At 60.2% G+C, this 19,766-nt stretch carries 26 protein-coding genes; 18 read left to right on the top strand and 8 right to left on the bottom strand.

Annotated features, from left to right (window positions below):
* Position 1 precedes the first annotated feature (1 nt).
* Both BUA42_RS18605 and BUA42_RS21260 read left to right on the top strand, forming a co-directional pair.
* The gene (locus BUA42_RS18605; RefSeq protein WP_084066303.1) at positions 2 to 124 is read left to right on the top strand and encodes a helix-turn-helix domain-containing protein; all 123 of its coding nucleotides are present in this window, start codon (positions 2 to 4) and stop codon (positions 122 to 124) included.
* A gap of 33 nt (positions 125 to 157) precedes the next feature.
* Positions 158 to 355, top strand: a complete 198-nt coding sequence (locus tag BUA42_RS21260) for a hypothetical protein (protein WP_178346933.1) — start codon at positions 158 to 160, stop codon at positions 353 to 355.
* A gap of 1 nt (position 356) precedes the next feature.
* Here the strand turns inward: BUA42_RS21260 and BUA42_RS18595 are convergent, their stop codons facing one another.
* Entirely contained in the window at positions 357 to 605 is a 249-nt protein-coding gene (locus tag BUA42_RS18595; protein WP_044025800.1) for a hypothetical protein, read from the bottom strand.
* 159 nt (positions 606 to 764) lie between these two features.
* Between BUA42_RS18595 and BUA42_RS18590 the strand changes: the two genes are divergently transcribed.
* Entirely contained in the window at positions 765 to 1,229 is a 465-nt protein-coding gene (locus tag BUA42_RS18590) for a helix-turn-helix domain-containing protein (protein WP_072779850.1), read from the top strand.
* Positions 1,226 to 1,804, top strand: a complete 579-nt coding sequence (locus BUA42_RS18585) for a PIN domain-containing protein (protein ID WP_084066302.1) — start codon at positions 1,226 to 1,228, stop codon at positions 1,802 to 1,804. Before BUA42_RS18590 ends, BUA42_RS18585 begins: the two co-directional genes overlap by 4 nt.
* A gap of 15 nt (positions 1,805 to 1,819) precedes the next feature.
* Here the strand turns inward: BUA42_RS18585 and BUA42_RS18580 are convergent, their stop codons facing one another.
* A complete protein-coding gene (locus BUA42_RS18580) occupies positions 1,820 to 2,398 on the bottom strand; it encodes a hypothetical protein (RefSeq protein WP_072779849.1) in 579 nt (192 codons plus the stop codon).
* Positions 2,399 to 2,526: 128 nt separating this feature from the next.
* Between BUA42_RS18580 and BUA42_RS18575 the strand changes: the two genes are divergently transcribed.
* The 14 genes from BUA42_RS18575 to BUA42_RS18510 are packed head-to-tail and all read left to right on the top strand — an operon-like array spanning position 2,527 to position 13,662.
* Positions 2,527 to 2,883 (top strand): hypothetical protein, encoded by a 357-nt coding sequence (locus tag BUA42_RS18575; RefSeq protein WP_072779848.1) that lies wholly within the window; start codon positions 2,527 to 2,529, stop codon positions 2,881 to 2,883.
* On the top strand, positions 2,846 to 3,448 hold the full coding sequence (locus tag BUA42_RS18570) for a lytic transglycosylase domain-containing protein (protein WP_072779847.1): 603 nt from the start codon (positions 2,846 to 2,848) through the stop codon (positions 3,446 to 3,448). The genes BUA42_RS18575 and BUA42_RS18570 overlap by 38 nt, the downstream gene beginning before the upstream one ends.
* A 21-nt stretch (positions 3,449 to 3,469) precedes the next feature.
* Positions 3,470 to 3,751 (top strand): TrbC/VirB2 family protein, encoded by a 282-nt coding sequence (locus BUA42_RS18565; RefSeq protein WP_013959853.1) that lies wholly within the window; start codon positions 3,470 to 3,472, stop codon positions 3,749 to 3,751.
* Positions 3,751 to 4,029 (top strand): VirB3 family type IV secretion system protein, encoded by a 279-nt coding sequence (locus BUA42_RS18560; protein WP_013959852.1) that lies wholly within the window; start codon positions 3,751 to 3,753, stop codon positions 4,027 to 4,029. Before BUA42_RS18565 ends, BUA42_RS18560 begins: the two co-directional genes overlap by 1 nt.
* Complete coding sequence (locus BUA42_RS18555; RefSeq protein WP_072779846.1) at positions 4,019 to 6,400, top strand: VirB4 family type IV secretion/conjugal transfer ATPase; 2,382 nt, start codon at positions 4,019 to 4,021, stop codon at positions 6,398 to 6,400. The genes BUA42_RS18560 and BUA42_RS18555 overlap by 11 nt, the downstream gene beginning before the upstream one ends.
* Entirely contained in the window at positions 6,391 to 6,576 is a 186-nt protein-coding gene (locus tag BUA42_RS18550) for a hypothetical protein (protein WP_072779845.1), read from the top strand. Before BUA42_RS18555 ends, BUA42_RS18550 begins: the two co-directional genes overlap by 10 nt.
* Positions 6,573 to 7,679, top strand: coding sequence for a lytic transglycosylase domain-containing protein (locus BUA42_RS18545; RefSeq protein ID WP_072779844.1), 1,107 nt, complete (start codon positions 6,573 to 6,575; stop codon positions 7,677 to 7,679). Before BUA42_RS18550 ends, BUA42_RS18545 begins: the two co-directional genes overlap by 4 nt.
* Entirely contained in the window at positions 7,676 to 8,449 is a 774-nt protein-coding gene (locus BUA42_RS18540; RefSeq protein WP_072779843.1) for a type IV secretion system protein, read from the top strand. The genes BUA42_RS18545 and BUA42_RS18540 overlap by 4 nt, the downstream gene beginning before the upstream one ends.
* A complete protein-coding gene (locus tag BUA42_RS18535; RefSeq protein ID WP_245819067.1) occupies positions 8,446 to 8,844 on the top strand; it encodes a hypothetical protein in 399 nt (132 codons plus the stop codon). The genes BUA42_RS18540 and BUA42_RS18535 overlap by 4 nt, the downstream gene beginning before the upstream one ends.
* Positions 8,844 to 9,857: a type IV secretion system protein gene (locus tag BUA42_RS18530; protein WP_072779842.1), complete on the top strand. Its 1,014-nt coding sequence runs from the start codon at positions 8,844 to 8,846 to the stop codon at positions 9,855 to 9,857. The genes BUA42_RS18535 and BUA42_RS18530 overlap by 1 nt, the downstream gene beginning before the upstream one ends.
* Positions 9,854 to 10,519, top strand: coding sequence for a VirB8 family type IV secretion system protein (locus BUA42_RS18525; protein WP_072779841.1), 666 nt, complete (start codon positions 9,854 to 9,856; stop codon positions 10,517 to 10,519). The genes BUA42_RS18530 and BUA42_RS18525 overlap by 4 nt, the downstream gene beginning before the upstream one ends.
* 3 nt (positions 10,520 to 10,522) lie before the next feature.
* Entirely contained in the window at positions 10,523 to 11,254 is a 732-nt protein-coding gene (locus BUA42_RS18520) for a TrbG/VirB9 family P-type conjugative transfer protein (RefSeq protein ID WP_072779840.1), read from the top strand.
* A gap of 3 nt (positions 11,255 to 11,257) precedes the next feature.
* Positions 11,258 to 12,679: a TraB/TrbI/VirB10 family type IV secretion system protein gene (locus BUA42_RS18515; RefSeq protein WP_072779839.1), complete on the top strand. Its 1,422-nt coding sequence runs from the start codon at positions 11,258 to 11,260 to the stop codon at positions 12,677 to 12,679.
* Complete coding sequence (locus BUA42_RS18510) at positions 12,676 to 13,662, top strand: ATPase, T2SS/T4P/T4SS family (protein WP_072779838.1); 987 nt, start codon at positions 12,676 to 12,678, stop codon at positions 13,660 to 13,662. The genes BUA42_RS18515 and BUA42_RS18510 overlap by 4 nt, the downstream gene beginning before the upstream one ends.
* 188 nt (positions 13,663 to 13,850) lie before the next feature.
* Here the strand turns inward: BUA42_RS18510 and BUA42_RS18505 are convergent, their stop codons facing one another.
* The 6 genes from BUA42_RS18505 to BUA42_RS21255 all read right to left on the bottom strand — a co-directional run.
* Positions 13,851 to 14,765, bottom strand: coding sequence for a calcium/sodium antiporter (locus BUA42_RS18505; protein WP_072779837.1), 915 nt, complete (start codon positions 14,763 to 14,765; stop codon positions 13,851 to 13,853).
* Positions 14,765 to 15,364, bottom strand: a complete 600-nt coding sequence (locus BUA42_RS18500) for a histidine phosphatase family protein (RefSeq protein WP_143152748.1) — start codon at positions 15,362 to 15,364, stop codon at positions 14,765 to 14,767. Before BUA42_RS18500 ends, BUA42_RS18505 begins: the two co-directional genes overlap by 1 nt.
* A complete protein-coding gene (locus BUA42_RS18495) occupies positions 15,364 to 16,422 on the bottom strand; it encodes an ABC transporter ATP-binding protein (protein ID WP_072779835.1) in 1,059 nt (352 codons plus the stop codon). Before BUA42_RS18495 ends, BUA42_RS18500 begins: the two co-directional genes overlap by 1 nt.
* A 9-nt stretch (positions 16,423 to 16,431) precedes the next feature.
* Complete coding sequence (locus BUA42_RS18490) at positions 16,432 to 18,177, bottom strand: ABC transporter permease (protein ID WP_072779834.1); 1,746 nt, start codon at positions 18,175 to 18,177, stop codon at positions 16,432 to 16,434.
* An 83-nt stretch (positions 18,178 to 18,260) separates the two neighbouring features.
* The gene (locus BUA42_RS18485) at positions 18,261 to 19,382 is read right to left on the bottom strand and encodes an ABC transporter substrate-binding protein (protein ID WP_072779833.1); all 1,122 of its coding nucleotides are present in this window, start codon (positions 19,380 to 19,382) and stop codon (positions 18,261 to 18,263) included.
* A 23-nt stretch (positions 19,383 to 19,405) separates the two neighbouring features.
* Positions 19,406 to 19,766: MurR/RpiR family transcriptional regulator (locus BUA42_RS21255; RefSeq protein WP_218588647.1), on the bottom strand; the 361-nt coding region annotated here is incomplete at its 5' end.

Raw genomic sequence — 19,766 nt, 5'->3', positions numbered from 1 at the left:
TGTGAACCGCGGCTATGTCGGCAAGATCGAAAATGCCAAGTATTCCGCTTCGCTGACAACGCTCGAAAAGATCGCCCAGGCTCTGAACATCGATCCTTCGGAACTTCTCAAACCCCGCAGCTAGGAGGCCGGACGACACCCTGCTCCGGGATGGCGGGTGGATGATCGTCCGCTCACAGGCGTGCCCGTGCGCGAAGGCGTAGCAATCGTGAACGGGTCGGAACTTGTCGTCTGGCAAGAGCATCTCTGGAACACCGGCGACCGCACGCGGGTCTGGCTCGTAAGGCCCGAGGAGATTTGCGTAGTCAATATCATCGAACGAGATATCGATCTCGATAGATCCGGACCCGCCTAGTCTAGCGCGCCTTGTTCGATTGCGAGAGAACCGTTCCTGCCAACGATTTCGTGTCACTGCTATACTTGTCGCTTTGCAGGACCTTGGAGGCTTTGTCCTCCATCGCCGCCCCCGTCTGTTTACCAGTCCCGGACTGCGCCAGCGCCGATGCCGCCAGGCTCTTGGCGGTTGCGGAGGCGTTCGGGTCGCTTAGCGTGGCCGCTGCCTGCGACGCGACTTTGCGCGAGGTGCGTTTCGTGTTCTTGCCCATGAGACTGCTCCTTAAGGCGATTCTGTTCCTGTTTTGTTTACACTCGATGGCGCGACCCGTCTATCAAAATCGTTACACTTATTTCACTTATTCCGTTTATTTCTCTTGCATGCGTGACTCCCTGGGTACATCTAAGGGGATGAACCGAGGAGAAAAACCATGGCCGATACCGCGGAAAGACCAGCCCAGAGCGGACTCATGGAGCGCCCGCCGACCCCGGAAGAAATCGACAGTGCCGCGCATGCTGCGACAGCCATCGCCGTGGCTATGGAACTGGACGGAGGCTTGAAAGTCTCGGGAGAGAACGGCGATCCGGTCTCCATCGCGCCAGAGGTTGGAAAACTGATCATCGAACTGCTCGGCCATGTGAGCAATGGCAACATGGTCACGCTGGTTCCGGTCGGCACAATGCTCACAACCCAAGAGGCCGCCGACATGCTGAACGTATCCCGCCCTCATCTCACGAAGTTGCTCAAGGAGGGGAAGATCCGATTTGAAGAGGTGGGCAAGCACCGGCGCGTGCCTCTGACGGCGCTCATGCAATACCGGGAAGAGAAAGAGCGGCGCCAGGAGCAAGCGATGCGCGACCTTGCGCGATTGGGTCAGGAGTTCGACAACGCATGAGCTTTGTGGCCAACCCCTTCGTGGTTGTCCTCGATGCCAACGTCCTGTTTCCGTTCCGGGTTCGGGACGTCCTCTTGACGTTCACACAAGAAGGCCTGTTTCGGGCCAGGGTCACAGATGAGATTCTCGACGAATGGACACGCAACCTGATCGCGCTCAAACCACATCTCGAAGAGAGCATTCGCCAGCAGGAAGCCGCGATTAGAGAGACCTTCGAAGAATGTTTCGTGACCGGATACCAGCCCTTGATTGCTGGTCTGGACCTGCCGGACCCGGACGACAGACACGTTCTCGCGGCAGCGATCCGATGCTCGGCACAGGTTATTGTGACAGAAAACCATCGAGACTTCCCAAGCGAAGTTCTCGACGATTATGGCGTCGAAACGCTCGGCGCGGATGACATGCTCGCCAATACCTACGACCTGTATCCATCCGGCGGTGCCCGTGCACTCCGCCGCGTGAGAAAAAGGTATGAAAACCCGCCGATGACACCGTCCGAGTTCCTGCTCGACCTGACCCGGCATGGCCTGTCGAAACTGGCGGCGCAGGCCCGTGCCGATATCGAATACCTTTAGTTGCCGAACGACGCCTCAGTATCTGACCCAATCGGTGTAATCCATGGCGCCGTCGTAATCGCCATACTCCATCATGACGGCGCGGCTATAGAAGGTCCAAAGCCCACCGGAGCCAGGTGTCGGGATCTCCTGACCGTTTTCCGACGCGAACGAAGCCGGCCAAGGCGAATGTGAGCCGTAGACGCGCACGATGTAATGACAGTTCTTGTTTTCATGATCGCAGGATCTGATGGACCAGTCCCACTGACGTGGTTCATCGCGCGGCTCATAAGACCGACCGCGCCACCAAAGCACGCGCGTTCGGCGTAGCCATTCGTAGTCCGGTGTCGAAATATCGAGAGCATCCTCTCCACCCGGTCCGCCCAAAGCAACCGGAACGGCAGCATAGGTGCAGACCCCAAAGGGTGGCCGGCTCGGCCAAGGCGTAATCCGCCGGATCATTTCGGCATAGGCGGCGGAACACACAGCACTCGACGGAAACCCCCCGGCCATACACAGCATGATGGCGCAATCCATATCGTAGGCACGGGCTTTCTGGGCATCGACCGTCAGCCCGGCTGCCAGAACCAGTGACGCAAGGCGGGTGTGTCTCATATCGGCCTCCTGGAGTGATTAGGCCAATTCTCGCTCAAAATACGTATTGCGCATTATTATATATTGCAGAGTGATGGCTTTCTGCGGAATGCTGCCGATTGTAGAAGGACTCCCAGTGGGGGAGTCCGGTGCCGATCGCAAGAGACCAAATCTTGATTACTATTGATGGGGTGAAGGACCTCATCGGGTCGGGAGTCGACTTCCGCTGTCGGTACGAGCTTGTCGAGTTCACGGACGATGGGAAGCCCCGCTATCAGTGTGTCTACCTGCGCGAAGGAGAGCCCGAGGCGATCCTCGTCTCTACACGGTTCGGACCCTACGGACCAGAACCCCGCCTCTTCAACATCTGGCCCGGCCTCTTCAAACATCACCACGAGTTCGGCGATGGTCGCACTCTGTGTTTTGACAGCGACTACTCTATCCCCTTCGACGCTCCCGGCGGAGGCGATGATCTTCGGAGCGGACGGAAGCGTCAGAACGACTGACGGCTGGACGGTTCACGGCCAGGTAGACAAGAACCCCCCGCCCACACACTCTCAGAACTTTGCGACCACGGCCCCGTCGGATGTGCTGGCGGCCATTCATGCGACAGCTTCAAGACATGAACGCAACCGAGCCCTACGAGCACTCGAGATCAGCTCCGATGACTGGCTGGCTCTATTCCGCGCCTTGATCGAAGCCGAGAGCGCTTATCGCCCTGACGCCATCAGTGACAAAGGCGCTTATGGTCTTGGCCAACTCATGGCCGCCACCGCACGCGACCTTGGCGTAGACAGAACCGATATCGCGCAGAACCTCGACGGGTCCGCACGGTACCTTTTGGCGCAGCTGGCATCCTTTAACGATGTCGATCTGGCGCTGGCGGCCTACAACGCCGGGCCGCATCGCGTCGTAGAATACGGGGGCGTGCCACCCTTCACGGAAACACGCGACTACATCGCCCGGGTGCATCGCATTCGAGCGCACCTTTCCGGCGCAGCCACGCAAGACCTGACCGGACCGACGATGCGCGACGCCACGCGTCCCGTCGTCGTGCTCGACCTGAAGTAAGACCTGAAACGAGGGAAACCGATGCGAAGATTGCCTCCAGGATACCTGCCTCCAATCATTGGCCTTCTGGCCTTATGGGCCTCCCCTGCCCTTGCCCAGGACCTCTCGCCCATCCAGACAATGCTCGAGACAATCGAAGCGGCGCTCACCGGCCCAATCGGCATCGCGGTCGCGACGCTCGCCGTCATCGGCACTGGCTTCATGTGCATGATGGGGCGGCTCAACTGGGGATGGTTCGCCTCCGTGGTGATCGGGATCGTCCTGATCTTCTCCGCGGGCACCATCGTTGACGGGTTTACCTGATGGCCATGCGATCCCCTCTCTTTCTCGGGTTGGCCCGCCCACCGAAATATCTCGGCTTGCCGGTCGGATATCTCGTCGTGCTCACGCTTGGCGTGGTCCTGCCCTTTATCTGGACGAAGTCACCGGTCTTCTTTCTGGTCGGCGCGCTCGCCTATCCTGTCCTCTGGTTTGTTGCCGACAAGGAACCGCATTTCTTCGAAGTTCTGCGAGTCTCCTACGGCACGGTGCGCGGCACGCGCAATCGAGCGCTTCACGGCGGAGACAGCTATGGCGCTTGACGGGATAAAATACGCAAAGCCCAGCCCGGCGGTCATTGAAACCAGCGGCACAGCCTTGGCACGCGAAAGCCATCTCGCCGAGCATTTGCCCTACGTCGCCTTCGCCAAACCCGATGTCATGGTCTTGCGGGAGGGCGATCTGATGGCCACGCTCCGTCTCGAGGGACTTGCGGCACCGACAACGCCGGACGCCGATCTTGATGCCATGAAACGCGCGGTCGCGGCCGTCATCGCGCAAACGGGCAATCTCTACGGCTTTTATGTCCATCGCATATTTGTCCCTCAGAAGCTCGCGATGCGTCCTGTACAAGGCGACGGCTTTGCAGCGGAGATCGACCGACGCTGGCAAGCTCACATCGCGCAACTCGCGCCCAAGAAACCGCAACTTTATCTGAGCATCTTGCGACGTCCGGAGATCGGGGCACGGGTCCCGCTGCTCAACGCCTTTGCCAAGCGAACCTGGATGAAAGACCGCGCGGGCCGTGCGCGGGAACTCGATGAAGTGGCCGGATTCTTCGAGACTGCGCTTGCACCTGCAAAACCCGTTCGTCTCGACAACATCACCGGCGAATGGCTCGGGTTTCTTGCGACGCTGCTCACCGGCCAATACGCCCCGATTGCCCGACCAAACGCCCCCCTGCCCCTGGCCTACGCGCTTGGATCCTGCCGAGCGACTTTTGACGGAGATACGGCCCGGATCGCATGTGGCACGACGGGCGAGACACGATATGCGGCCCTCTTCAGCATCAAGAGCTATCCTGCGCTTACGGATGTCTCTCTGTTTGACGGTCTCGACCTTCCGCTTGATATCGTGCTGACCAATTCCTTTACCCCGATCCCCACAAATATCATGGCAGAACGGATTCAACGGATCGTTCGGCAGATGCGCGCGGCCGATGACGCGGCAGTCTCCTTGCGGGATCAGCTCATGGAAGCGGCCGATGATCAGGAAGCTGGGCGCATTGCGTTCGGCGATCATCACTTGTCCATCGCCGTCCACGCGCCCGATCAACCGACGCTCGAACAGGCCGCAGCCGAGATCAAACGTCTGGGGCAGGAAATCATGGCCGTGATCGTACGAGAGAACATGGCCCTCAAGGCAACCTATTTTGGGCAGGCTCCCGGCAACTACGGCTACCGTGCTAGAAAGACACCGATCTCCACGATCAACTTTGCGGATTTCTCGGCGCTGCATGGATGCGTCGAAGGACGTTCGGATCGAGAGACGCCGTGGGGAGCGCGCGTGACAGTCTTCCCGACGACTGGCACCTCTTCCTACGGCTTCAATTTCCACGAACCCGGGTCGCCCGAGCGCGAACCGACCGTTGGCCATACGCTTGTTCTGGGTCGCACGGGCAGCGGCAAGACCCTCACGACTGCTTTTCTCGCCGCCCAAGCGCAGCGGGTCGGCGCGCGGCTGTTTTTCTTCGACAAGGATCGCGGGCTCGAGATGGCGGTGCGCGCCCTGGGCGGTCACTACAATACGATTCTTGCCGGTATCCCAACCGGCCTCAATCCGCTGCAGACAGAAACGGATGAACGCGGACGGGCCTGGCTGTCGGACTGGCTGGCGACGCTTCTGGCGCGGGCGGGCGATCTGTCCGGAGAGCAGTCTCGGCGCGTTCAGAGCGCGGTGTCGCAGAATGCGGATGCCGGCCCCTCGCTGCAACGGTTTGTCTCGTTCCAGACCTTGTTTCAATCGCTCGACGACGACGGCGAGGTGCAGGCGCGTGTTGGGGAATGGGCACCGGGCGGTCGTTATGGCTGGGTCTTCGATATGCCGCAGGACAACGATGCCCTGCATATGGAAGGTGACATTGTCGGATTCGACATGACCGAGATCCTCGACATGTCGACCGAACGCATGGCCGTCTTGTCCTACATCCTGCGCCGGATCGAGCGGATCGTAGAAGATCGCCGACCGACAGTGATTGTTCTGGACGAAGCCTGGAAGCTTCTCGACGATCCTTATTTCGCGGCGAGACTCGAGAACTGGCTCGTCACCCTCCGCAAGATGAACTGCGTCGTCGTGATGATGACCCAATACCCCAGTCAGTTGCGAGAGGCTCGGGTCGGCAAGACCATTATCGAGACGGTACCGACCCAAATAATTTTCCCCAATGAACGGGCGACCCCCTCCGACTACGACTTCCTGCGCGTGAACGAAAAGGAAGCCGAACTTCTGACAAGACCCACAGCAGGCCAGCGCATCGCACTGGTGCGATCCGCAGGTGACAGCGTCTTTGTCGATGCGGATCTCACAGCGCTTGGACCGCTTCTTACCATTTTGGGAGGCGGACGGTCCGCTGAGGCCCAGCTCGGCAACGACTGGCGCGGCACCCCCGACTTCTGGAGGCAGCTATGCGATTAATACTGATCCTTCTGGCAACCATACTCACCGCCTGTGAACGCTACACCGATGCCACCTCGCCGTGCTTTGGCCGCGACGGCGCGCCTGCCGTGAGCCGGGCCAGCACAGAGGTACTCTCCTTTGCAGCGCAAGGCACCAAGGACTGCGACTTCGAAGCGATCGGGCGCAACCCATGAAACCAGCGGCCTCTCTCATTGCCATTCTGGTCTGCTCGACGCCCCTCGCCCAGGCGCAAGGCGTGCCGACGCAAGACAACGCAGGGCTTGGGCAGCTTTTCACCATCCTCTCGAAACTGGGGGACGATATGGAGGCGCAGCGCGACCAATTGGGCACGGGAGAAACGCTCTCATCGGTTCAATCCGATCAGCTTCGAGTGCTGGAGGCAATGTCAACTGCACTCACCGGCCCGGGGCTCGACATTCGCGCGCTGGAAGGAAATGCGGACTTCCCTGCGGGCGATGTCTACCCCGTTGCCGCCAATCACCCTATGGACGGCCGCCTCTTCGGGGAGGGACGCGAGACCATCGAGATGATGATTGTGCGGGTGGCCGATGAATATGCCGGAGCGGCCGGAGTGCGGCGGGCTGGCCTTTCAGCCACCCAGTGGCGCTGCCTTTTCCAGGCGCTGATCAAACAGGAAAGCCGGTTCAGCGTCACCGCGCAAAGCCCCGTGGGCGCCTATGGCCTGACGCAGCTCATGCCGGGAACAGCGTCTGACATGGGCGTTGATCGATACGATGTTATGGACAACCTCCGCGGCGGCGCGCGGTACATCACGACGCAGCTGAACACGTTCAGAAACATCCCGCATGCACTTGCCGCCTATAACGCCGGACCTGGCCGGGTCCATGAATATGGCGGCGTGCCACCCTTTGCCGAAACCCAGGGATATGTTCGGAATATCTCGCGGTTCTACAACGAATATCTCGCCGTTGTTGGTGGGGCGGATGCGCTCGGCACGCTCTCGCCGTCGGACATGGCGCTTGCGGAGTACAGCAGCATCTCAGAAGCCAGTGTTTACTACGCCGCCGATAGCCACGCCACGACCGAGCAAGTCATCAATCGGCTCGCCTCGATCATCCGGCAGATCGACGAGACGCCGGACATCAAGCGGGCCTTCGAACTCAATACTTACGCCAAGGCCGAAATAGGCCGCATCCTCAACCTTCGCGTTCGTCTGATGGCTGCCAACCGTCAGCGCGAGGCAGCCCATGGCCAACATCTGGCCGCGGACCGGCTCTCTGAGCGCGACTTCATGCGCATGGGAGTCATCCGATGAAAGGAAAAACCTTCGGCACCGCCTTCGCCACGCTTCTCGCCGTCACGCCCGCAGATCAAGCCGATGCCCAGGGTGTCCCGACATTCGACAACTCAAACCTTCGGCAATTGGTCTTGCAGCTCGAACACATGGCGGAGGATCTGAATGTCCAGCTGCAACAGCTCGCGACGATGCGGCAGGAGTTGGAAACGCAGTTGAGCCAGCTTCTGAACCTCGAGGGCCAACTAGCCTCTCTTATCGATGGCAATGAATTGGGCCAACTCTTTGCGACCGTCGAAGAGTTCGAGAGGGTCCGTGGCAAGCTGACGGCACCACTCGCGACAGCCGAAGCCATTTCGAGCGGTGACTTTCTGAGCGGCTTTCGACCGGGGGCGGAGCTGGATGCTGCCGTTGAACGGGTTCTGTCCGGCAGCGGGTTCACCCAAGAGCGCCTGACATCCCTGGCGACCAGCGGTGAGCCCGCAGACAATCGGATCGCGACGCAAGCCGGGTCCAGCGCGATGCTGTCGGTTGCCGCTCAGGAAAGCCATGTCGAAGCCGGGGAAAGCCTTGGCCGTCTTGAGACCATGGTGGGGCTGATCGACGACCAAGGCGGTCTGAAAGCCGCGGTCGATCTCAACACGCGCGTGACGGCCGAACTCGGCATCATCCTCACCCAGATCTGGCGTCTGGAAGCCGCCGCCGGCGTCAATGGCGGGCAGTTGGGTGTTGTTGATGCCGCAACCCTCGCCGAGGAGCGAAAATTCCGCTCCATGGAGGTGCCAAAATGATCCGAGTGGCTCCCATTTCCCTGACCGCGCTGACGCTGGTCTGCATGCCGCTGACGCTGAGCGCTCAAACCTCCCAAGGTGGGTTCGAAACCATGGTGCAACCGACCGATGACCAAACAGAATGCAAAGCTCCGCGGCCGCCGAAGGACCTTGCGGAAACCGCATACATTCGTAACGGCTACCGCGCGATTTTGCGCATCATCGCTACAGAGCATTGGAGGGAAACGGGTGGCTGCGACTGCCAGATCGCGGAGTTTTCGTGGCGGGAGGTCGTTGAACGTTCCGAAGAATTTGTCATCTCTGGCAACCCGCGCTTGCCGTTTGACGTCGTTAAATTGGACGAAATGGCAACTGAGTTCGAGGAAGCCCGCACTGCGGCATGCTCGGCAGACTGATGGGAATAATAAGGGACATACTCGAACAAGTCGATGACGCCATCGATACGGTTTCGCAGGATGGATTTGTCTCTTCCGCAGGTGCCGTCGGTGATGTTCTTTCGATTGGGTCAGCTGTCTTGCTCATCTTGATCGGCACCAATGTAGTAATGCAAATCAGACCGATGACCTTTGGAAGTGGTTTTGCTTTTGGAATAAAGATTTCTTTAATTGGGATATTTGCCCAGAGTTGGGACAACTTCCAAGTCGTGTACACGATTGTCACAGAAGTCCCAGAAAGCATTGGTGCATCGATTCTCGCGCTTACGGATTCCGGGAATGAAGCAGGGGTCTACGAAAGCCTCGACAGCATGGTGAACCGGATCACCGCCTATGGTGACGCCATCGGCGACCGTGCAGGCTGGGTGTTTGGCGCAGTGCTCGGAGCGATCTTCTTCGTTCTGTCCGCCATCTTCGCAGCCGTCACCGCCGGGATCATCGCCTATGCGCGTATCGTTTTCACACTGATGATCGTTATCGCGCCCTTCATGATCCTGACGTCGCTCTTCAAACCGACCCAATCGCTTTTCGAAGCCTGGACCCGGGCAACCATCGGCTATGCCTTGATGCCTGTGGCCGCTGCCGGAGCCGCCGGGATCATCGTCGCCATCGCTGAGTCTATTGGCGACGCCTCCGCCGACCCGGACAACGTCGAAACGGTCAGCCTGATCCTGCCGTTCCTCGTGATCTTGCTCCTTTCAGCTGGCGTGATGGCCGCCGTCCCGTTCATCGCATCCAACCTCACAGGTGTCATGGGCATCGCCTCGAATGCGATCGGCCTGACGGGATTGGCGCGACGCGGCGTGGTCAACGCTGGAGAGTATGGCGCGGGTGGTGCAGGACGCATCTTGACCGGCAGAACGCCGTACGAGCTACGACGCGAAGTGAGCGGTGCGGCCACGAAGAGCAACGAATTGATCCGCCGGACGCCTGCAGCCGCGCTCGCGCTGACAAAATCCTTTCGCAAGACATGACCCGCGCGGAGTTCGATCAGGACGCTTTCGAGGCCGACTTCATCTTTGGGCCACGCAGGCGCGAGCGTTTTGCCTACTTTGTCGCCGCTGCTGGTGTGATCGTCGGTTTGGTCGGTTTCGTGGGAGCCGTTGCTTTGTTCCCGCTCAAGACGGTCGAGACCTTCGTGGTCGTCGTCGACAAGGAAACCGGCGAAATGGACCGTGTTGCCGCTGTCGAGGCGCTCAGCCTCGACGAAAGTGATGCGATCATTCAGGCTAATCTGGTCGCCTACGTGGATGATCGCGAAACCTACGACCTGACCGACGGTGAAGAACGGATCAATTCGGTCCTGCAAAGATCCGACGAAGACGCCGCACGCACGCTTCGCGATCTTTGGTCTTCAACCAATCCTGCCTATCCGATCTCAGTCTATGGACGGGACGCGAAAATCGATGTGGTCATCCGGTCTGTGAACCAGGTCGAACCCGGGGTGGCGCAGGTGCGGTTCACGAAAACGCTTCGAAAACCCCGTGACAACAGGACTGTGACACGGCCCTACGTCGCTACGCTGCGCTACGAGTTTCGCCCGGAAACCCGTCAGCGGTTGCAGCAGGTCTGGGCCAACCCGCTCGGATTTGTCGTCACGTCTTATCGTGTCGACGCCGAAACGTTGGAGAACTGAGTGATGAAGCTGCGCACCGCCCTGCCCTGTTTGCTTTTGGCTCTTGCACCTTCTCAAGTGCTTTCGGAAGCGACGCCTCAGGGTGGGCCGAAAGATATCCGCATACGATATGCGGTCTACGACGAGCAGCAGGTGTTCCGTATCGAGACGGATCTGCGGCACTCGACCACGATCCAGTTTGGAGACGGGGAGCGGTTCGAGGCTGTAATCGTGGGAGACACCGAAAGCTTTCAGGTCGATCCAATTCCCGAGCTTGGCAATGTGCTGACGATCAAGCCGCATGTCCAAAATGCTTCGACCAACATGACCGTGATCACCAACCGTCGCAGCTATGCATTCCATCTCCGGGAAGGCTCGATTCCAGGTCGCACGGGCATGTTCTTCGAAGTGCGGTTTCGCTACCCGAGCGAAGAGCGCCTTGCCACACTGACGAACGCACAGCCCAAAGGGCTCAAAGCGCCGCGCAACTACAACTACAAGATCGCCGGCGAAGGCGACTTTCGCCCAGCCACGGTCTATGACGACGGTCGGTTCACCTACTTCAGTTTTCCCGAAAGCGGACGGCAACCCGCGATCTTCAAGGCTGACAACCGCGGTCGCGAGCGCACGGTCAATTGGACCCAGAACGGCAACACCGTCCGCGTCTCCGGTGTCAACGACTTCTGGACACTGCGGCTGGGTGAAGAAGCGCTCTGCATCTACCGAGACACCTCCGCGATATACGTGAGCGACTGAGCCATGTCGGATGATCCCAACCTGAAGAACCGGCTGGATACATTCAGCAAGGCAAAACGTTCCAAACCCAGATCCGGATTCGGTGTCACTGCCCTGGCGCTCGCTCTCGGCCTCGGCGGTGCGGGCGTTGCGTATTTCCTGTCGACTGACTGGCAAGCGGATCCAGACCAACTAGAGACTTCGGGTGTCGAGCCATTTCAGAATGACGGTATCTCAAATGGTGGTCGGCTGGAATTTCCCGCCAATGAAGCGGACCAGCGCGTGAACGATGCCCTTATCGCTGTGGAAGAAGCCCTTGAAGCCCCCGAGCCGGTCCCGCCCGCGGCTGAACCAAGCGCTGATATCCTCGCCGAACTGGCTGAGCTTCGCGAAGCACTCGCCACTACTCAAGCCGAGCGAAACGCCGAGATTCAGTCAGCCGTCACCGAACTGCGCAATGCCTTCGCAGATCAAGCACAAGCCCTCGAAGCCGCTGTCGCGGAACGAGACGAAAAACTTGCGGCCCTGGAACGCGACAGCGAGACTCGGCTGAACTCTCTTCAGAGTCTTCTGGACGCAGAACGCGCGCAACGCGAAGCCCTTGAAGCGGAACGCGCCAATGACGCCCTGATCCGCGACCAACAGCTTCTAGAGGAACGTCGCAGACAGGAAGAGGAGCAAAAGCGCCGCGAAGCCGAACAGCAGGCCGAACAACTATTGAGGGCCCAGATCCAGTCTCCTGCCGTAGTCTATTCGACAGGATCATCGGTTTCGGCACCAAACGCCAGCGGCCTGCAGAACGGCGCGCCAGGCGCAGATATCCCACTGAATGAAAACGAAGCCTATCTCAGAAGCGCGGCGCGGCCGCTTGAAATCGATGAGGCGGCGCAGATGGAGCGACCCGAACGCACTCTCGCGCAAGGGTCCGTCATACAGGCGGCACTGCAAACGGCCATCAACAGTGATCTGCCCGGAAACGTTGTCGCGGTCGTCGCGGAACCTGTCTACGCGTTCTCCGGCGACGCAGTACTGATCCCACGAGGTTCGCGGTTGTTCGGGCAATATCGATCTGGTGTGGAAGTGAACCAGAAGCGCATCCTCATTCTATGGACGCGCGTCCTCACGCCGGACGGTACATCCATGCAGATCACCTCAGTCGGGGGTGATCGACTCGGACGCTCCGGCCTGACCGGTGTGGTGGATACGAAGTTCGACGAACGCTTTGGAGGAGCTGCTCTGATATCGATGATCGGCGCAGCCCCCGCCGTCGCCGCCAACTCCACGGAAGACGAAGTAACCCGCGAGGTTCTGGAGGAGGTCGGCAATGATCTCGAAGACGCGACAAGTTCGGTGATCGCCGATCAGGTCTCGATCTCGCCAACCATCTACGTCGATCAGGGGGCCATGGTAACCGTACTGGTCGATAGGGACATCGTGATCTATTGAGCGAAGCGTCCCTCCCCTCCTCGTATCTCGAGCAATACCTAGAACCCTACCGCGATTTGATCCTGGGGGACGACATCATTGAGTTGGCGATCAACCCGGATGGTAATGTCTGGATCGAACGCCAAGGTGCCCACGCCATGGAGAGAATTGACCGGACTGTAGAGGTGGCCGCAGCAGCAAATCTGGCTGCCACATTGGTCGGTGATGCGCGCGCGCGAGTGTCGCAGAAGTCGCCTTTAGTTTCTGGTAAGATCGAATACCTTGAGCGCCCGCTACGCATCCAGGTTGTTGTGCCACCCGCGGTAGAACACGGCGCAGCGATCTCCATTCGGCTATTTGGCGTTGGTGGCCAGACAACCTTCGATCCTGAGTATCTGTTCGGGAAACCGGTCTCGCTCGATGATCGGCGGCAATCGAGAGTCTCAGAAGTCGAGGAAATTGCAAAGAGCGACCTCTCCAGAGCCTTGTCGTCGCTCGTCCGTCATCGTTTGAACCTCTTGGTCAGCGGTGGGACGTCCACCGGCAAAACCACATTCGCAAGGCATCTGCTGAAATCGGTCCCGGACGACGAGAGGCTTATCACCATAGAAGACGCCTTCGAGCTTTTCCCTGGCCAGCCAAATACTGTTTGCCTGCTGGCTGAACGCGTTCCGACATCCCAGCGGTCTACAAATGCTTTGCTACAGGCGAGTTTGCGCATGCGCCCGGATCGCATCGTTGTGGGCGAGTTGCGCGGTGCCGAAGCGCTGACATATCTGGAAGCCATAAACACGGGTCACGGCGGATCGGTGACGACAATCCACGCCGAAACCGCTGAGCTGGCGATAGACCGGTTGGCGATCATGGTCTTGCAGGCCGGGACACCTTTGACCTTCGCCGAGGTACAGAGCTACATCCGCCGATCTATCGATGTCATTGTTCAGCTGGGACGCGACAGCGGTAAACGCGGTGTCTCGGAGGTCTTGGTTGTTGGGACACGCTGACGGCCCAAAGCCGACTTTCAACAACGGCGATGTATGCTGCATGTGCAGCCCCCATAGCGGACATTGGAAAGGTATCGAAATTACAGGGACGTCTAGAACGCGATAATGCGTCCCATTATCGTGCAGCACGCCCAAAAAAAAAGTGTCTTTGGCTCATGCTTCAGCCTGCAAATCCCGACTTTCGCAAGTCAAATGGACAGAAACACCGCGAAATACCCAATGAGCATGATCGAGGCCTCGCGACGGCTTAGCACGAACCCGGACCTAAGGAAGATCAGAGTTATCACGGAACCGACAAGCATCACCGGGATCCAGAACCCCGTGAAGTCTGGCGAAACCGGCAGAGGAACGGTCAGAGCGGCACTTCCCAAGACAATGGTGCCGTTGAAGACGTTACTCCCGAGGACGCCGCCGAGAACCATGTCGGAATTTCTTCGCAGGGCCGCCGCCACGCAGGATGCCATTTCCGGCAACGATGTCCCGAGTGCCACGACGGTCAGTCCGATTATCGTTTCAGACACTCCAACTAGTTTTGCAATTCCGACCGCGCCGTCGATGAAAAGATAGGCGCCAACTGGCAAGGTAACCAGCGCCGTGACACATCTGAAAATCGATACGGAATGACCCTGCGCAGGGTTATCATCAACCGCGGCACTCTCCGGAAGCGTCCAGTATCGAGATCCAAGGTAGCTTAGCATGCCCAATATCAGCATGAGTGCGTCGCTCCTAGAGACCATTCCGTCCCATGCGACCGCACAGAGCGCCAGGGCCGACAAAAGCATCGCGCCGCCATCGATCCGAAGGACGTTTCGGTCGATGGCCAGCGGCATGACCAGGGCCGTTACCGCGAGCACCAGAAGCAGATTTGCGATGTTGCTGCCAACAACGTTTCCCATGGCGATGTCGGGCGCCCCCGCCAGTGTGGCCTGCACCGCGACAAAAAGTTCAGGTGCGGAGGTTCCAAACCCCATGACCACGAAGGCCACGAGGACAGACGGGAGGCGACAACTGGTGGCGAGCCCTTCGATACCGTCCACCAACCAGTCTCCGCCATAGAACAGAAGTGCACCACCGATGCCGAGAAAGAGGATTTCCAGGCCCATCAGTCGGGTGCCCCAAAATCCAGATCGGTGGGGCGGTAATTGAAAAGCTCAAGCCGCGGCGGCTTTCCGTTGCCGAGGCGAAATGCGCTGAGGCTTGCCGGGGCGACAGGGATGATATGTGCCGGTTCCAGCCCGATGTATTTCTGGAGCAGCGCCCGGATCACGCCCCCATGGCAAACAACCAAGAGATTCTCGCATGGCTTCGCCCGTTCTTGCTCGATGATCCCCGAGACGCGGAACACAAAGTCGCCCCATGCCTCGCCCCGGGGCGGCGCCACTGTTCCGGCGCGCCAGCCGAGATAAGCCGCCTCGTCCTCGGCCACGATCTCCTCAATCGGCCGTCCGGTCCAGTCTCCGACATCGATCTCGCGAAGACCCATCGTGTGGCGGGGTGCCTCGGCACCGATGCGTGCGGCGGTTTCGCGGACACGCTTGAGGTCGGATGCCACGGTACGGCAGGGTCCAATCCTCTCAATCACGGGACGCAGAGTATCGGCTTGAGCCTTGCCCAATTCGGATAAACCAATATCGGCTTGACCCTGCAACCGGTGGACCGCGTTCCATTCCGATTGCCCGTGGCGGACCAGTAGTAACCGCATCAGTCGATCCTCTCGCCGTCGGGGGCGAACCAGCTGTCCGGGCGCTCGGGTAGGCGGAACTGGACCGTCTCGCCGATACGGGCCGCGGGTGGACGGTCAACGATTGCCGTCAGGCGTAGCCCGTCGCGCAATCCGGTCACCATGGTGCGCCCTGCGATGGCGCTCGTCTCGACAAGTTCCATGGGCAGGGTTGTTTCGCCCTCGGTCTCCGCCAGCGTCATCTTTTCGGCGCGGTACATTGCGAGGCACTCGTCCGCAGGCGGGGTCACAGGCATGTGCCGCCCGCCCACCTTGTAACCGATGCCGTTTTTCACCACGGGCACCATGTTGTTGGGCGGCGTGCCGACGAATGTCGCGACAAACGCCGTCTCGGGGTGGTCTACCAGATCGGCCGGGGTGCCGAACTGCTGGACACGGCCCTGATTCATCACCGCGACATGGGTCGCCATGGTCATCGCCTCGATCTGGTCGTGGGTCACGTAGACGGTTGTCGCGCCCGTCGCGCGATGAAGCTTCATCAACTCGGTCCGCATCTCGACGCGAAGTTTGGCGTCAAGGTTCGACAGCGGCTCGTCGAACAGCAAGACCGAGGGCTTCGGCGCGATGGTCCGCGCGATGGCGACGCGCTGCTGCTGGCCGCCCGAGATTTCGTTCGGGTAACGCTCGGCCAGCTGTGCGATGTCGAGAAGCTTCAGCACCTCGGCGACCCGCGCAGCGCGCTCGGCCTTCGGCATCTTCATGACCTTGAGCGGCCATTCCACGTTGCCCTTGACCGACATGTGCGGCCAGAGCGCGTAGGACTGGAAGACGAGGCCCGAATTGCGCTTGGCCGGATCGACAGACCAATTGCGATCGCCGTCCGAAACGGTTTCGCCGTCGAAAACGATCTGCCCCGCCGAAGGCAGTTCGAGCCCCGACAGCATGCGCAAGAGCGTAGTCTTGCCGCAGCCCGACGGTCCTAGCAGTACAAGGAAAGCGCCGTCTGGGACGGAGATCGAGACGTCCTTGACCGCTTCGAACGAGCCGAAGCGTTTTACGAGGTTTTGGATTTCCAGCATGGGTTACCTTTAGTTCTGCAGCCAGGGCTGGGATTTCGATTGCAACCGGTTCGCGATGAGCGTCGCGGCAATGGAGAGGAACAGGATCACGACCGTGATTGCGTTGGCGAACTGGCCGAAGCCTTCCGACGCATAGCGGTAGGCCAGCACCGACAGGACCGGCATCGTCGGGGTGAACAGAAGCACAACGAGCGATAGGTCGCGGATGATCTTGACGAAGATCAAGATGCCGCCTGCCGCCAGACCCCGGATCGCCAGCGGCACAGTGATCTGCGCCAGCCTGCGGGCGAAACTCGCCCCGGTGATGCGGGCCGACTCCTCAAGCTCTCCGCCAACCTGCTGGATCACGGCGCGCCCCGTCTGCACTGAAAATGGCAACAGGTAGGCGGTGGCGGCAATGACCAGCAGCGCGAAAGTGCCGTAGAGCGCCGGGAAGGGTCCGATCGGCGCACCGAGATAGGCGATATAGGCCGCGCCGAAGGCGATGCCGGGCACCAGCAGCGGCAGGAAACTGACCTGCGTGATCGCCGCCGACATCCAGCCCTCGCGGTAACGCGCCGTAGTGTAAGAGGCGAGCAGCCCCACCGCCATGCCGGTGAAAGCGACCGCGAAGCCGAGGGCCAGCGTGATTGTCAGCGCTCGCACGATATCCTCGTTGTAGGCGATGCCTGGGATGCCTTGCGCAAAGGACGGATCGCTCTGCCCGATCCAGAAGTGCAGCGTCCAGTCCGAGAAGAGATTGGCCGAAGAGGGCGCGTGGCTAGATGCGGTCAGCACGATGACCGGCACGATTGTGGAACTGAGAAGGATTACCATCGCCACCGCGAAGAGCGGCCAGCGCGCACTGCGCAGGTCGAAGCGCTTGGCCCGCCCGCCCTTGCCGGTGATCGTGGCGTAGGAACGCCGCCCTGAGACGATGCGGTTCCCCGCCCAGAGGAAGGCGCCCGAAATCAGCACCAGTAGTATGCCGATGACATAGCCGCGTCCGACCTGCCCCACCTCGATCATACCAAAAAGCCGGGTAGAGAGCGTCTGCATCCGGACCGGCAGTCCAAGAAGCGCGGGCGTCGCAAAGTTCGACACCGCTCCGGCGAAGCAGAGCGACCCGGCGGCGACCAGCGCGGGCGTCGTCACTGGCAGGATGATCCCCATCAGGATGCGCCTCCCCTTGGCACCAGCAATCTGGGCTGCCTCGACGAGGTCCGAGTTCACGGTCGCCAGCGCGGCGGCGATGATCGTGAAGGCAAGACTGAAATAGTGCAGCGTCAACACGATCAGGGTCGGCACCATGCCCCAGGCCAGCCAATCGGGGATGTCTGCGCCCAAGCCCTGCAACCAGCCGATCTGACCGCCGACGCGATCATTGCGAAAAAGCGATCCCCATGCCAGCGCCGCGGCGAAGGATGGAATCATGAACGGCAGCGTCGCCATCACGCCGATAGTCTTGCGGAAGGGTACGTTCGTCATCACAACAAGCCAGGCCAGAAATCCACCGATGAGCACACAGCCCGCTGACACGACGAAACCGATAAGCAGCGTGTTGCCGAGCGGCTTGTAGAAGAGATTGGTCGAGAGCCGTCCAACGAGCACGTCCGACCAGGCGCCGACAGTGCCAGGCTGCAACGTGAAGAGCACAGTTCTGAGGAGGGGCAGAACGATCAGTGCGATCAGGATCGCCAGAACCACTGTCTTCAGAACGGTTCCCTGTCGAAAGAACACGCGCCGTCCCTGCCCGCTCATGGCTGTATCCGCCATCCGAGGTCACCTCTATAGATTGAAGTCATGATAATGCGGGGGCGGTCGCTACGTCACGCCCGCCCCCACCAGGGAGGCCCCGTCTACTGAAGGGTCAGGATCAGGTCGCCAATCTCGGCGCGGATCTTGGCGGTTTCCGCCGGGGTGATCCGCCAGGCGGTGAAATCGTCGAGCGGCACGGCGTCGGGATGCGGAGGGATGTCGGTGCGGGTTACGTAGTCGCCTGCGACATAGAACGGCGCGAGGCCGGGACCGCCGGTCTCTGTCTCGTCTCCCATCAGGAAGTCGATAACCAACCGCGCTGCAGCAGGGTTGTTCGGCTCAGTAGACAAGGCCAGGATCGCCGGGAAGATGATCCCCGGAGCGGGCTCGACACCGTTCGCGACCTGGAGCGCCCATCCCTCGTCCTCATTGTCGCGGCGGTCCGAATAGCTGGTGAAGCCCACAGGCGGGTTCTCCTGCCCGATCGCACCCACCGCGATGTTCACATCATCGGTCGATCCGACGAGGATCAGGTCATTGGCGAAAAGGTCCATAATGAAGCGCTCGCCTGCATTCGCGGCCCCGTCGAGATCGATGGCCTGCCCGAACTGGGCCTCATAGGCCTCGTCCATCTCCCCGGAGCGCAGCACGATTTCCGTCATCAGGTCTAGGTAGTCGCCACGCTGTAGCGGATCGACCATGACGACCCGGCCGCGCCAGTCATCTGTGGTGAGTTGCCACAGGTTCGTGATGGGAGACCCTTCGGGATTGGCTTCCTCGTTGTACATCAAGACTTTGGTTGAAAGCCGCTGTGCCAATAGCGGCGACTGGAACTCCGCCGAGACGCGATCGGCTACCCGGGGCGGCACATAGTTGGCTATGATCCCGGCCTCCAACAATGCAGGCAGAACAACAGGCACGTCCGAGACGTAAATGACATCCGCATTCGTCACGCCGGCCTGCGCCTCGGCGGTCAGGCGCGCGATCTGTTCGGTAGACGAGATGTCGAATCCTTGCAGGTCGATGCCCGGATACGCCTCCTCGAACGCAGTCTCGACGCGGCCTATCCGGCTCGTAAATGAATAGACCGTGACGGTCCCTTCCTCCTGCGCCAAAGGCAACAGCTCTTCCGGTGTCATGGTGTCCAGATTGTCCTGAGCCAACGCAGCCGTGGACATGAGAATACTTATCGCGCCGAGGCGCGTTGCAGTCAGAACCTTCATGTGATCCTCCCTTGGGTCCTTCGTTATTCGAACCGCTCGATCAGCTGTCCCAGCCGTTCGAGCTTCTTCAGCGATTCCTCTTTAGCCGTAAGACCGGCGGCGATGACGATGGCATTGCACACCGTCATCGGCACGGTCAGGGTCTGAAACGCGTCGGGGTCACCAGACCTCGGCGCGGCCAGAATTTGGTCAGGCCGCGGCGCGAGAAGCGCACCCGACTGGCCCGAAATCATGATGGTTGTGGCACCGGCCTCGCGCGCGGTCTCGATAAGAGCGGCATAGCCACGTGGGGCGCGACGAAAGGCGAAACTCAGAATGACATCCCCCTGAACCAGCCCCAGCATCTGCTCTGCCATGCCGCGCGGATCGGTCTCTAGCTGGTGG

It is taken from the genome of Marivita hallyeonensis (assembly GCF_900129875.1).
In the GTDB taxonomy this organism is placed as follows: Bacteria; Pseudomonadota; Alphaproteobacteria; order Rhodobacterales; family Rhodobacteraceae; genus Marivita; species Marivita hallyeonensis.
The sequence above is the reverse complement of the archived record's forward strand: the minus strand, read 5'-3'. Positions and strand labels throughout refer to the sequence as shown.